This is a genomic window from Actinoplanes sp. NPDC051346 (genome assembly GCF_040682215.1).
Lineage (GTDB): Bacteria > Actinomycetota > Actinomycetes > Mycobacteriales > Micromonosporaceae > Actinoplanes.
In genome coordinates, this window is record NZ_JBFBAJ010000004.1 from 171,421 (window position 1) to 183,895 (window position 12,475).

Sequence of the window (12,475 nt, forward strand, 5' to 3'; positions counted from 1 at the left end):
TCAGGTGCGGCGCGCGGGCGGCAGCGTGAACCAGAACGTCGCCCCGCGCCCGTCCTCGCCCTCCGCGTGGATCTCACCGCCGTGGCGTTCCACCGCCCGGTGCACGGTCGTCAGTCCGATGCCCGTGCCGGGGAAGTCGTCGGCGCTGTGCAGCCGCGCGAACGGGCGGAACAGCGCTCCCGCCTTGCCGGAGGGGAACCCGGCCCCGTTGTCGCGGACGTGGTAGCGGGGCTCGTCGCCGGGGCCGCTCCAGCCGACCTCGATGACCGGTTTCTCGACCTTGCGGGTGAACTTGGCCGCGTTGTTGATGAGGTTCTCCAGGATCACCCGGACCAGGCCCTCGTCGCCGTCGGCTGTCATCGTCTCGTCCACCTGGAACTTGATCTCGCGACCCGGCTCGCGGGCCTCCACCTCGCGGATGACCTGCCACACGGTCTCGGTCAGGTCGAAGCGCCGGCGGCGCAGCTCCCCGCGGCTGGCCCGGGACAGGATCAGCAGGGACTCGACCAGGTCGGCCATCCGAGCGGCGGCCGCCTGGATCCGCTCGATCCGGTGCCGCACCTCCGCGCTCAGCGGCTCGTCCTCCTCGTCGTCGAGCATCGTCTCGGCGTAGCTGCTGATCACCTGGAGCGGGCCGCGCAGGTCGTGCGAGACCGAGCCGCTGAACGCCTCGAGCTCGCGGTTGCGCCACTCGAGTTCCTCCACCAGCGCCGCCCGGGTCTCGGCGAGCTGCCGCGCGGCGCGTTCGCCGGCCGCGTCGAGCTCCCGGCGCATGAGCTCCTCGCGGATGCGTCGGCTCTCGTCGAGGGACTGCTTGCGGCGGATCTGGGCCCGGACGTGTGCCCGCAGGGTGTCCGCGCCGTCCGCCGAGCGGACGTAGTCGTCGGCGCCCGCGGCCAGGCTCTCCAGCAGCGCGTCGTCCTGGTCGCCGGTCATCACCAGCGGGGTGTTGCCGATCTGCGGCACCTCCTTGATCCGGGCACAGGTCGCGCGGGCGTCGCGGTCGAGGTGCAGCACGATGCAGTCGGCGGGCTGCGTGGCGAGCAGGTCGAGCGCCTCGGCGCCGTCGGCCGCCGCCACCACGTCGTAGCCGTCGGCGCGCAGGGTGTCGCACCAGACGTCGAGTCGCCGTTGGTCCGCGGTGACGACCAGCACCTTCCCGGGACCGTGCAGGCTGCCGATCACCTCGATCGGCAGTTGCTCGGCGCTGGTCCGCAACACGGCCGCCAGCTTCGCGAGCACCACGGCTAGGTCCTGCTGCTTGCGGACGAACGCGTCGGCGCCCGCCTCCAGCATCTGCACCTCGGTCGCGTAGTCGTCCGCGGCCGTCATCAGCAGACAGGGCGTGTCGCGCAGCGTCGGGTCCAGCCGCATCCGCCGGATCACCGTCGCGCCGTCGATGCCGGGCATGACACCGTCCACGATGACGGCCTGCGGGCGCCGGTCCGCCGCGGTGCGCAGACCCTCCTCGCCGGACGCGGCCGTGATCACCGCGTACCCCTCGGGTTCGAGCAGTTGCCGCAGCCGTTCACGGAAGGTCAGGCTGTCGTCGATGACCAGCACGGTGGGCCGCGGCTCGGCGGGGGTGTCGTCCTCGTCGAGCAACTGACGGGAGCGGGCGACGACATATCCGGAGTCGTACGGCTTGCCGACGTATTCGTCGGCGCCGGTCCGCAGTCCGTCGAGGCGGTCGGCGACCTCGGCCTCGCTGGACAGCAGCACCGTGACGGTCTCCTCGCGGCCCGGCAGCGCGCGCAGCTCCCGCAGCAACTCCACGCCGTCGGCGTCGGGCAGCAGCACGTCCAGCACCGCCACCTCGAAGCCTCCGGTCTGGAACGCCGCGCGGGCCTCCGCGCCGGTGGCGCACAGCATCGTGGAGAAGCCGTCGGCCTCGAAGGCCTCGTGCAGGTCCATGCGGACGGTGAGGCTGTCGTCGACGATCAGCACGGTCGGGGTCATCGCCGCACCCCCACGGCCGGGGAGAGCTCGGCCAGCCGGGCGGCGATGCGCGCCGGCGGCAGGATGTACGCGGCCGCACCGACCAGGGCGGCCTCCCGTGGCATGCCGTAGACGACGCAGCTCGCCTCGTCCTGCGCGTACGTCACCGCGCCCCGGGTCCGCATCCGCAGCAGTCCCTGCGCACCGTCGCGCCCCATGCCGGTGAGCAGGCACCCGGCGGCCGCCGGCCCGTACTCGGCGGCCACCGACTCGAACAGCACGTCCACGGAGGGCCGGCAGGAGTGCCGCGGCGGCGCCTCGCTGAGCCGGATGAGACCGTCGGCTACCAGCATGTGCCGGTCCGGCGGGGCGAGCAGGACCCGCCCGCCGAGGCCGAGCAGCGGCACGCCGTCGCGCGCGTAGGCGACGTTGCGGCCGGTCTGCCCGGCGAGCCAGTCGGAGAACGCCACCGCGAACGGTTCGCTCGCGGCGATGTGCTGCACGCACAGCACGGGTGTCGGGAACCCGTGCGGCAGGGCCCGCAACAGGTCGGTGAGAGCGCCGGGGCCGCCGGTCGACGCGCCCACCGCCACCACCTGCAGCGCCGTTTCACGCACCGGGGCCGCGGGAGTCTGGGCGGCAGGCACCGGCGGTGGCCCCGACGCCGGCGGTGGCCCCGATCCCGGCGGTGGCCCCGATCCCGGCGGTGGCCCCGACCCCGGCGGTGGGCTCGTGCCACGGTTGCGGCCGTCGAGCCGGGCCCGCGGGTGGGTGATCACCCGGATCCGCGACACCAGCCGTACGGCCGAGCGCAGCCGCTGACCCCACCCGGCGTCGGAGGCGTCCCCGCGCGGCTTCTCCAGCACGTCGACCGCGCCCGCGGCCAGGGCGTTGTAGGTGCTGAACAGCTCCTGCCGGTCGGCCGACGAGACGACCAGGATCGGGGTGGGGAACTCGGCCATGATGTGCTCGGTCGCGGCGAGCCCGCTCATCGTCGGCAGCATCATGTCCATCGTCACCACGTCGGGGCGCAACCGGCCGACCAGCTCGACGGCCTGAGGGCCGTCCAGCGCCTCGCCCACTACCTGTAGTTCCGGATCGGCGGCCAACGATTCGCGCAGGTGGGCGCGCATGGTCGCCGAGTCTTCCACGAGCAGCACCCGGATCATGGCGACACCAGCCTTCGTATGTGGGCGAGCAGTTCCTCCTGGTTGAACTCGCCCTTGATCACGTACGCGGCCGCGCCGACCGCCACACCACGGGCCCGGTCCTCGGCGTTCGCGCGGGAGCTGACCAGGATCGCCGGCACCTCGGCGAGCTCCGGATCGGCGCGGGTCTTGGCGACGAACGTGAACCCGTCGATGCCGGGCATGTCGATGTCGGTCAGATAGAGGCCGTACCGGCGGGCGCGGGCCTTGTCGAGGCCCTCCTCGCCGGAGGCCGCCAGATCCACCTCGTAGCCGGCCGACTCGAGGATGCTGCGCTCGAGCATCCGGGTCGTCAGCGAGTCGTCGACCACCAGGATCGGCAGGCGTGGCGCGGGTTCGGCCGGTGCCGAGCCGCCGCCGACGCGTGCCGCCTCCGCGATGACGCCCTGCGCGTCGAGCACCAGGCGCGGATTGCCGTCGAGGTCCATCGACACCCCGCCGATCACCGAGGCGGCCGGGGTTAGCTCCGGCAACGGCCGCACCACCAGGGTGGACGTGCCCGCGAGCCGGTCCACCCCGACGGCCACGGAACGGCCGCCGGCCATGACGACGACGGCGACGCCCGGGCCGCCCTCCGCGCTGTCGACAGTGGTGCCGGCGTACAGCGCGCGGGCCAGGGGCAGGAACGGCAGGGCCTCGCCGTCGTACGCCAGCTTGCCGGTCACCACCGCCGTGGTCGCCTGCTCCGGATGCAGGCGGATGCAGGTGCGCACCGAGTCCAGCGGCACGGTGGCGATGGAGCCGGCCGCCTCCACGATGAGCCCGTGCAAAGACAGCAGGGCCAGCGGCAGGACCAGTTCGACGGTGGTTCCCCGTCCGGTCTCGGTGCGGACCGCGACGTCGCCGCCGAGCTGGTCGGCGACGTCGCGGGCCACGTCCATGCCGATGCCGCGCCCGGCCACCTCGGTGACCGTGGGGGAGGTGCTGATCCCGCCGCGCAGCACGAGGTTCAGCAGCGCCTGCTCGCCGGGTGCCGGCGTGCCGGGCGGCAGCAGGCCGCGTGCCTCGGCGGTGCGCCGGACTGCCGCCAGGTCGAAGCCGCGGCCGTCGTCCGTACACAGGAATGCCGCGTAGCTGCCCCGGCGCTCGACCACGACGGTCACGGCGCCCTCGGCGGGTTTGCCTGCCGCCAGCCGGTCGGCCTCGGGCTCGATGCCGTGCACGACCGCGTTGCGCACGATGTGCAGCAGCGCGCTGCTGGCCAGGGCGAGCACGTGCGGGTCCATCCGGAGGTCACCGCCGCGGCCCTCGAAGCGCACCCGCCGGTCCTGCGCCTCGGCGGCGTCGCGGACGGCCCGGCGCAGCGCGGTGAAGATGCTGGACGCGGCGACCAGCCGCAGCCGCTCCGCCCGCCCCCGCACCTCGTCGAGCTCGCGTTCGACCTGCTCCACCGTGTCGGTGAGCTGGCGGCCGAAGGCGCCGAGGTCGGCGGCGAGGCGCACCGCCGCCGCGCGGGCGGTCGCGGTCTGTCCGGCGGTCCGGCCGGCGCGCAGCTGGTCGGCGAGGGTCTCGGCGGCCCGGTGCAGCCGGTCGAAGGTCGCGTGGCCGGTGCGCAGCGGGGCGAACCGCGCGTGCGCCTCGCCGACCGCGTCGAGCAGATCGTCGACGTCGGCGGTCGCCGCCCGGGCGGCCGGCACCGGTTCGACCGGGGCGGCGGCCGGCGCCGGCGCCGACATGGCGGGTACGGCCGAGACCGGCTCCGGCGCGCGGGGATTGTCCGTGGCCGGCGGCGCGGCATTCGGGACGCTCTCGGCGGGCGGGGCGGCACCGTCCGCCGTGGGTTCCAGCGCGGCGACGAATCGCTCGATCTCGTCGTTGATCCGCAGCAGCTCCCGCATCTCGGTGGCCGGCAGCGGCCCGTCGTCGGCGCGGTGCGGAACGAGCACCTCCTCGAACGCGTGCGCCAGATCGGCGATCTCCTGCTGCCGCACCACCCGCGCCGCGCCCTTGAGGGTGTGCGCGAACCGCAGCAGCCGCGCCACCAGTTCGGTGCCCGGCCGCTGGTCCAGGTCGAGCACGCCGGCGCTGATCTGGTCGACCAGCTCCCGCGCCTCCACCCGGAAGTAGCGCAGCGGATCCTGGCTCATCGGCGGCCGGTGCCCACCAGGTTGAGCAGGTCGCCCGAGAGGTTCGACAGGTGTGCCGCCGTCTGCCGCGTCTGCACCGCGCTCGACTCGCTCTCCCGGGTGACCCGGGCGGTGTCCGAGGCGGCGACGTTGACCTGCTCGACCGCCGTGCTCTGCTGCTTGGTGGAAAGCTCGATCTCCCGGGTCGCGTCGTTGGTGGTGGCGACGAGCTGGGCGATGCGCCGGAACGAATGGGTGGCGTCGTCGAACTGCCGCGCGCCGGCGTCCACCGACTTCGCCCCGATCTCGGTGGCCATCACGGTGGTGTTGACCGCGCCACGGACGTCCTCGATGAGGGCCCGGATCTCCTTCGCCGACCCGGCGGTCCGGTCCGCGAGCTTGCGGATCTCCTCGGCGACCACCGCGAACCGCCGTCCCCACTCGCCCGCGCCGCTCGCCTCGATGGTGGCGTTGATCGCCAGGATGTTCGTCTGCTCGGCCAGCTCGGACACGAGCTCGACGACCCCGCCGATCTGCTGCGACTTCTCGCCGAGCGCGAGCATGTGCTGCACGATCTGGTCCACCTGCGTGCGGATCGCCGAGATCGACGCGCGCGTCTGGTCGATGGTCGCGTCGCCGTTGCGGGCCGCCTCCGCCGTCTCCTCCGCGATCGTGGAGACGCGTTGCGCGCTGTCGGCGATCTGCCGGGACGTGATGAGCAGCTCGCTGATGGTGGTGGTGATCTCGTTCATCGCGCTTGCCTGGTGCTGCCCGCCGCTGGCCTGCTGGGCGGCCGCCGCCTCGAGCTGTGCCGACGAGCTCTGGATGTGCCCGACCGCCGCGCCGACCTCGCGCCGTAGGTCGCGGCTCAGCTTCGCGGCCACCAGGCTGCCGAAGGCCATCGCCAGCACGCCGAGCACGACGATCACGACGATCGACCGGGTCGCCGCGTTGGACGCCTCCTTCCGGCTGACCTCGACCTCGGCGCGTACCCGCGTCGTCAGGTCGGCGATGGACTTGCGTAACGAGTCCCGGGCCGGGCCCGTCGCGGAAACGTTGAGCTGGCTGATTTCGCGCAGGTCGTCCATGGTCTTGCGGCGCTCGATGACCGGTTGCAGCACCGCCGCATAGGTGACCTCGGCGGCGGAGACGGCGTCGAGAAGGTTCCGCGCCGTGGTGTCGGTCAGTGTCCCGCGCAGCTTGGTCATCAGTCCCAGAAATTCCTCGCGGTCGGCGTTGGTCGCGTCGAGGCTGGTCTGGCTGGCACTGAGCAGGAAGGCACGGTAGTTGGAGATCCGGCTCTCCGACTTGGTCGTCAGCCGCTCCGCGTTGACCAGGTCCTCCGCCGCCACCCGGATGGCGTCGTCCTTGGCGTCGACCACGACGGACAGCGCGGCGACGGCCGCCGCGCCCATGATCAGGGTGAGAAAGAGGGTGATGCCGACGCCGCCCGCCAGCTTCGTGCCGAAAGTGCGTCGAGCCATCATCGCTCCTGTTCCGTTCGTTCGGTGTGGCCGGTCAGCCGGTGCACCAGGGCGCGGGCCGCCGGCAGGTCGACGATCGGGCGGGTCCCGCCGGCGAGCGGGACCATGCCGCGCAGGATGTCCCCGACGTCCCCGGCGGCCTCCTCGACGATCTCCGCCGCCGCCACGCGCACATGGCCGTCCAACTGATGGAAGGCGAGCGCCAGCGCGGGCGACCCGGCGGCCAGCACCAGCCAGCGCGGCCGGTCCGGGACGGCGTGACCCAGCAGGGCGGCGAGGTCGTAGACGGGCACGATCGCGCCGCCGAAGCCCGCCACGCCGAGCAGCGCCGGCTGGGGCCCCGGCAGCGGCGTCACCGGACGGTTCTGATGCAGGCCCGAGGCCTGGGACAGGCGCAGCGCGTACGGCCGGCCGCCGGCGTGCACGGCCAGCAGTTCGGCGTACTCCTCGTCGTGGCGGCGCGCCGGCTCGGCGAACGAGCGGTCGAATTCCTCCCGCAGTCCGACCAGCCGCTCGGCGACCTCGTTCGGGCTCACCGGCGCACCCCGCTGGCGTCCAGCTCGGCACGGCACAGGTTGGTCAGGGCGAGCCGTCCGAAGCCGCCGCCGAAGAGCGTCAGGCGATCCTCGCGCTCGCGGCGCAGCAGGCTCATCGCCCGCTCCAGCTCGGCGCCGGCCGTCTCGTTCTCACCCCGCCGCCGCGCCAGCAGCCCGAGCCGCAGCCGAGGCATGGCGAACTCCGGATCGAGGTGGGCGGCCAGCCGGTAGTGGCCGATCGCCACGTCCACGGCGGCGCCGCCCTCCAGGCAGACGGCCAACTGGTGGTGGGCGTCGGCGTTGAGCCCGTCGACGTCGAGCAGCCGGCGGCAGACCATCTCGGCCTCCTCGAACCGGCCCGCCTGCGCCAGCAGGATCCCGTGCAGCAACATCTCCCGGGACTCGGGACGCTCGCCCAGGCCGCGCTCCACGACTGCCAGCGCCTCGGCGAACCGTTCGTCGCGCAGCAGCCGCATAGCCCGCTCGTGGACCGTCCCGGACCGCCCCGCACCGTGCGCCGGTCGCCGATCGCGCGCCGGCGGCCTCGCCGCCGGGCGCGCCGGAAGGCTCGGAGACATCGGCGGCGGCTCGGGCCGGGGTGCGGGCGTCGTTATTGCGGGTACGGAGGAACGCCGGTAATAGAACGTGTGGTGGGTGTGCTGGGGCTCCAGCCCCTCCGGTTGGCTGCCCAGCGAATCGGTGTGGCCCAGGAACAGGTAGCCGCCGCCGGCCAGGGAGTTGGTCATCCGCCGTACCAGCGTCTCCCGCAGCTCCGGGGTGAGGTACATGAGCAGGTTCCGGCAGAAGATCACGTCGTACTGATCGGCTCGCCACAGCTCGGCGTCCTCGGTCGCCACGTTGTAGCGGCGGAAGCGCACGTCCGCGCGGATCAGTGCGTCGAGCTCGTAATCGCCCTCGCGCGGGTGGAACCAGCGCTCCCGGATCGCGTCCGGCGTCTCCCGCAGCGCCCAACCCGAGTATCGGGCCAGCTCGGCCTGGCGCAGCACGGAGGCGCTGGCGTCCAGGCCCAGCACGGACACGATCCAGTCCGGGCCGGGCAGCGACTCGCGGGCGACGACGGCCATCGAGTAGGCCTCCTCGCCCGACGAGCAGCCGACCGACAGCATGCGCAGCACCCGCTGGGCGCGGCGGTCGTGGATCCGCTCCGGCAGGACCACCTCGGCGAGGGCCCGGAACTGCTCCCCGTGCCGGAAGAAGTACGTCTCGTTGATGCTCAGTTCCTCGGCGAGCGCGGTCACCTCGGACTCCCAGTCGCCGGCCGCCAACCGCCGCAGGTACGCGCCGGGGAGCAGACCCGATTCCTCGACCCGGCGCCGCAGGACGTCGACCAGCTGGGAGATGTCGTTGTCGTCGAAGTTCCACCCCAGCTGCTCGGCAAGCTGCACCCGAAACCGCGTGACGTCGCCGGCCGTCGTCAGATCGGCCGTCACGTCGCCACCGCCAGGTCCGCGGCGGCCGCCCAGACCTCGTCCGGCACCAGGCGCATGCCCCGCAGCACCAGGACGGGTTCGGAGTCCAGCGTCCCGACGGCGGAGACCAGCCGCGCCGACGCCTCCCCGAGCAACGCGTCGTGACCGGCCGTGGCCGTGGCGCCGACGGGTCGTACGTCGAGGATGGTGCTGATCGCGAACGCCACCGGTCCACGCTCGGTGCGCACCGCGACGAAGCGACCCACCGGGGCGCTGGCCCCGCCGAGCAGCCGGGCGACGTCGACCACCAGGGTCGGTATGCCGCGCATGATGCAGATGCCGCTGACAAACGGGGGCGTCCCGGCGAGCGGATGGGTGGCGAGGGGACGCATCGTCTCGATGACGTCCTCGATCCGCAGCGCGCAGAGCAGGGGACCGGCCCGGAAGACGAGCGACGCCGCACCGACGGGCGTCCCCGCCGGTGGTGCTATTTGTCCGGGCTGCCCCATTCGCTCAGGCTAGCGGGCATCTCAGCCGCATTGGCGAGAACGTTTCAGTTCATCCCTTCCTGCGGCCGCCCGCCGGGATCACTCCCGTTCCTGCCCGCCGAACCACGAGACGGCCGGCTCTTCGGGCGCCGTCGCCCGGCGTGCCTGCGCGGGCGGGCCGTGATGCTGCGGGTCGTGGTTCGGCGGGTCGTGGTGCTGGGCGCCGGGGATGTATGGCGCGTTCGGATATGGCGGGTGGGGATATGGCTCCGTGTTCGTCACGTCGTCTGCCCGCGCGGCCGGAGTGCCCGCCCATGCCACCGTGTCTTCTCCATGCGCGGGTCCCGTCCTTGCGTGCGCGGGCCTTGCTTCTGCGTGCGTCGCCGGGTGTTCCCCGGCCGCGTTTTCCCGCCGCGTGGCCGGTGGCTCAGAGGCGGAGGCCGGCCAGAGCCGGGGCCGGCGGCGCGCCGCGAGATCCTCGGCCCAGCCGAAGGCCAGCACCGCCACCGCCGTGAGCGCCGCCGTCGCACCCAGCGACACCGGGCCCTCGAGCGAACCCAGATCGTCGAGGGCCACGACGGTCAGCACCGGCCAGATCGCCGCGATGGCGATGTTGTGCCACAGATAGACGGTGACCGCCCGGGCGTTGAGCAGGTTGATCGCGCGGTCCAGCGGGCGCATGTGGGTCAGCCAGGTCATGTCCGGCCGCCAGCGCAGCACCAGCAGAACGAACGCCAGCGACCACAGGGCCTGGGCCTCCGGCACGTCGTTGACGTCGTATCCGCCCTCGCCCGGATGGTCGTGCAGCCAGTACAGGGCCGCGAGTCCCAGCACGGCGGTCGCCGCCGCGACCAGGCCGGGACGGAGCCGGTGCAGCCGGCCGTCGTGGTGGGCGAAGCCGACGATCCAGCAGGCCCCGTACGTGGCGAAGTCCCACATCGCCGCGTCCGCGCGGCCGAACGGCAGCTCGAACCCGGTCTTGTCCAGCACCGCGATGAGCGCGATCGGTGCCGCGACCGCTCCCCAGGCGATCTTCTTGTACGCGAGATACATGACCGGCGACAGCAGCACGAACCACAGGTACGCCCGCACGTACCAGAGGGGTTCCCACACGTCCGTGCCCGCGATGCTGCCCGGTGGGTCGCCGAGCGGCAGGATCCACAGGACCAGTTTCCAGCTCGAGGGTCGGATCCCGCCCTCCTGGTCGGCCCAGCCCGCGTAGATCATCGCCGGCACGGCGAGCAGGCCCAGCAGCCACAGTGGTGGCAGGAGCCGGCGCATGCGCGAGACGATGACCTTCCCGGCGGCGCGCCGGTCCAGCGACGCCGCGGTCAGCGAGCCGGCCAGGCCGAACATGATGCCCATCGCCGGCAGCAGGATCGACAGCCATGGCCATCCGAACAGGTGGTAGAGGACGACGCGGGTGATGGCGGCGGCCCGGAGGAGATCCAGGTAGCGGTTGCGCACCGCGAAACGGTAGCCACGACGCGGGCCGTGGGGGACCGGCCGCCCGGGCGGCAAGTACGCCCGGCCGGGTTACCCCGAAGGGGTGAAGTGTCGCATTTGTGCGTGCGACTGTGCGGCGCCCGCATCCCCTTGTGGACGGTCGAAATCCCAGCTCAGAGCGGCTCTTACGGGCTGCCGGCGGGGAGGACGCGGACACGGCCGCGAGTCACCGGGCTCCTCGCCGCCGCGTTGGTCACCCTCGAGGGCGGTGTGCACGGGGCGCGGCGCCACGAGTACGGAAGTAGGGAACAACGGTGCGCAAGCCTGCTGTCGTGGTGGCCGTCGCGGTATCGGCGGTTCTGGTGGGTGGAGTCATGGTGGCGACCACCGCGGGCGCGGAGACCACTTCGGACACGCCGGCGCTGCCGTCGGCGGTGGTCCCCGACGTGCCGGCGATCCCCCAGCTGCCCGCCGACGCCGGCCTGCCCTCCTCCCCTGGCCTGCCCGCCGACGCCCTGCCCGCCGACACCCCGCACGCCGACGCCCCGCCGGCCGTGTCCCTGGCGCCGGTTGTTCCCGGTGTACCCGGCGTGGCGTCCGCTTCCGCCGTACCCGATGATGACCGGACCGCGCCCACCGGTGAGCCGGCGCCTTCCGCTGCCGGCGCGAAGCCGGCGCGGCCCGGGGGCGACCGCGACCCAGAACCCGCCGGCGGGGGAGCGGACAAGGACAAGCCGCAGCGGCCCACCTTCTCGGCGGCGCACCGCGACGTCACGTCGAGTCAGGCGCTCTCCATGGACCCGGGCGGCGACGTCCAGCAGCAGGCGTTGCGGTTGGTCAACGAGCACCGACGCCGCGCCGGCTGCGACGGCGTCGGCGTCGACCGGCGCCTGATCATGGCCGCCAACCGGCACGCGGCCGACATGGCGCGGCGGGGCTACTTCGCCCACGAGGCCCCGAACGGCGAGCGGGCCGGCGAGCGGGTCCGCGACGCGGGATACGACTGGTCGCGCTACGGGGAGAACATCGCCCGCGGTCAGGACAGCGTCTTCGAGGTCGTGGACGGCTGGATGCACAGCCCCGAGCACCGCGAGAACATCCTGGACTGCCGGCTGCGCGAGGTCGGCCTGGGGCTCGCCTTCTCCGCGGACCGCACGCCCTACTGGGTGCAGAACTTCGCGACGCCCCAGTAGCGGGTCGCCGCTGGCCTCGGGTCGCCGCTGGCCTCGGGTCGCCGCTGGCCTCGGGTCGCCGCTGGCCTCGGGTCGCCGCTGGCCTCGGGTCGCCGCTGGCCTCGGGCCGCCGCTGGCCTCGGGTCGCCGCTGGCCTCAGGCAGCCAGCGGTGGATGGGCGAACCGGGCGTGGGTGGTCAGGATGTCGTGGCTGGGCAGCGCCTTCTCGTCCCCGGCCGCGGTCAACACCCGCAGGCCATCGCGGCTGAGCGTGTAGGTGACATCGGTGAACGTGCTCACCGTGTCGTCATGGTGCACGACGGTCAGTTCGTCGGCGCGCATCATCGCGGAAGTGGGAAGACCGTGGAGCGACATGTCACGTTTCCTTCGCGTACGCAGTGGGCACCGTGCTGGGGATTACGGACGCGGAGGGGCGCGCGGTTCATGAGGACGGCCGATTGTCATCGGCGCCGGTCCGTTCGGCGGGACCACCTCACAGGCTGGCACGCCGTGGTGAGGGGCGCTGTCGGCCTCCCGCCAGCCACCGTGCGGATACGCGACACCGGCCCGGTATTTACGGCCGCGTCCGATATCGGTCAGTCCTCCGGGTGACCTTCGCACGGGCGACCGGGCCCGCTATCGGGTGAGGATCCCGCTGGCGATCGGGTCCGTGTCGGGCCCGGGCGCTTTGTTCGGTCGGTGGTGCT

The 12,475-nt window shown here is 73.2% G+C and carries 10 protein-coding genes; 1 reads left to right on the top strand and 9 read right to left on the bottom strand.

The window, feature by feature from the left end; translation table 11 throughout:
• The 8 genes from AB0M36_RS12085 to AB0M36_RS12120 all read right to left on the bottom strand — a co-directional run bounded on the left by AB0M36_RS12085 (position 1) and on the right by AB0M36_RS12120 (position 10,617).
• On the bottom strand, positions 1–1,959 hold the full coding sequence (locus AB0M36_RS12085) for a response regulator (protein WP_364155685.1): 1,959 nt from the start codon (positions 1,957–1,959) through the stop codon (positions 1–3).
• The gene (cheB, locus tag AB0M36_RS12090; protein WP_364155687.1) at positions 1,956–3,107 is read right to left on the bottom strand and encodes a chemotaxis-specific protein-glutamate methyltransferase CheB; all 1,152 of its coding nucleotides are present in this window, start codon (positions 3,105–3,107) and stop codon (positions 1,956–1,958) included. Before cheB ends, AB0M36_RS12085 begins: the two co-directional genes overlap by 4 nt.
• Positions 3,104–5,233 (bottom strand): response regulator, encoded by a 2,130-nt coding sequence (locus AB0M36_RS12095; protein WP_364155689.1) that lies wholly within the window; start codon positions 5,231–5,233, stop codon positions 3,104–3,106. The genes cheB and AB0M36_RS12095 overlap by 4 nt, the downstream gene beginning before the upstream one ends.
• Complete coding sequence (locus AB0M36_RS12100) at positions 5,230–6,696, bottom strand: methyl-accepting chemotaxis protein (protein ID WP_364155691.1); 1,467 nt, start codon at positions 6,694–6,696, stop codon at positions 5,230–5,232. The genes AB0M36_RS12095 and AB0M36_RS12100 overlap by 4 nt, the downstream gene beginning before the upstream one ends.
• Complete coding sequence (locus AB0M36_RS12105; RefSeq protein WP_364155692.1) at positions 6,696–7,232, bottom strand: chemotaxis protein CheW; 537 nt, start codon at positions 7,230–7,232, stop codon at positions 6,696–6,698. Before AB0M36_RS12105 ends, AB0M36_RS12100 begins: the two co-directional genes overlap by 1 nt.
• Positions 7,229–8,683: a CheR family methyltransferase gene (locus AB0M36_RS12110; RefSeq protein WP_364155694.1), complete on the bottom strand. Its 1,455-nt coding sequence runs from the start codon at positions 8,681–8,683 to the stop codon at positions 7,229–7,231. The genes AB0M36_RS12105 and AB0M36_RS12110 overlap by 4 nt, the downstream gene beginning before the upstream one ends.
• Positions 8,680–9,171, bottom strand: coding sequence for a chemotaxis protein CheW (locus tag AB0M36_RS12115; RefSeq protein WP_364155696.1), 492 nt, complete (start codon positions 9,169–9,171; stop codon positions 8,680–8,682). The genes AB0M36_RS12110 and AB0M36_RS12115 overlap by 4 nt, the downstream gene beginning before the upstream one ends.
• A 78-nt stretch (positions 9,172–9,249) precedes the next feature.
• Positions 9,250–10,617, bottom strand: coding sequence for an acyltransferase family protein (locus tag AB0M36_RS12120; RefSeq protein WP_364155698.1), 1,368 nt, complete (start codon positions 10,615–10,617; stop codon positions 9,250–9,252).
• Positions 10,618–10,910: 293 nt separating this feature from the next.
• Between AB0M36_RS12120 and AB0M36_RS12125 the strand changes: the two genes are divergently transcribed.
• Positions 10,911–11,789: a CAP domain-containing protein gene (locus AB0M36_RS12125; protein WP_364155700.1), complete on the top strand. Its 879-nt coding sequence runs from the start codon at positions 10,911–10,913 to the stop codon at positions 11,787–11,789.
• A gap of 135 nt (positions 11,790–11,924) precedes the next feature.
• On the opposite strand, the gene AB0M36_RS12130 is transcribed toward AB0M36_RS12125, so the two are convergent.
• On the bottom strand, positions 11,925–12,143 hold the full coding sequence (locus AB0M36_RS12130) for a hypothetical protein (RefSeq protein WP_364155702.1): 219 nt from the start codon (positions 12,141–12,143) through the stop codon (positions 11,925–11,927).
• Positions 12,144–12,475 lie beyond the last annotated feature (332 nt).

Coding starts and splice junctions, on each gene's coding strand:
- AB0M36_RS12130 (WP_364155702.1), bottom strand. CDS start 12,143: ATGTCGCTCCACGGTCTTCCCACTTCCGCGATGATGCGCGCCGACGAA.
- AB0M36_RS12100 (WP_364155691.1), bottom strand. CDS start 6,696: ATGGCTCGACGCACTTTCGGCACGAAGCTGGCGGGCGGCGTCGGCATC.
- cheB (WP_364155687.1), bottom strand. CDS start 3,107: ATGATCCGGGTGCTGCTCGTGGAAGACTCGGCGACCATGCGCGCCCAC.
- AB0M36_RS12095 (WP_364155689.1), bottom strand. CDS start 5,233: ATGAGCCAGGATCCGCTGCGCTACTTCCGGGTGGAGGCGCGGGAGCTG.
- AB0M36_RS12115 (WP_364155696.1), bottom strand. CDS start 9,171: ATGGGGCAGCCCGGACAAATAGCACCACCGGCGGGGACGCCCGTCGGT.
- AB0M36_RS12085 (WP_364155685.1), bottom strand. CDS start 1,959: ATGACCCCGACCGTGCTGATCGTCGACGACAGCCTCACCGTCCGCATG.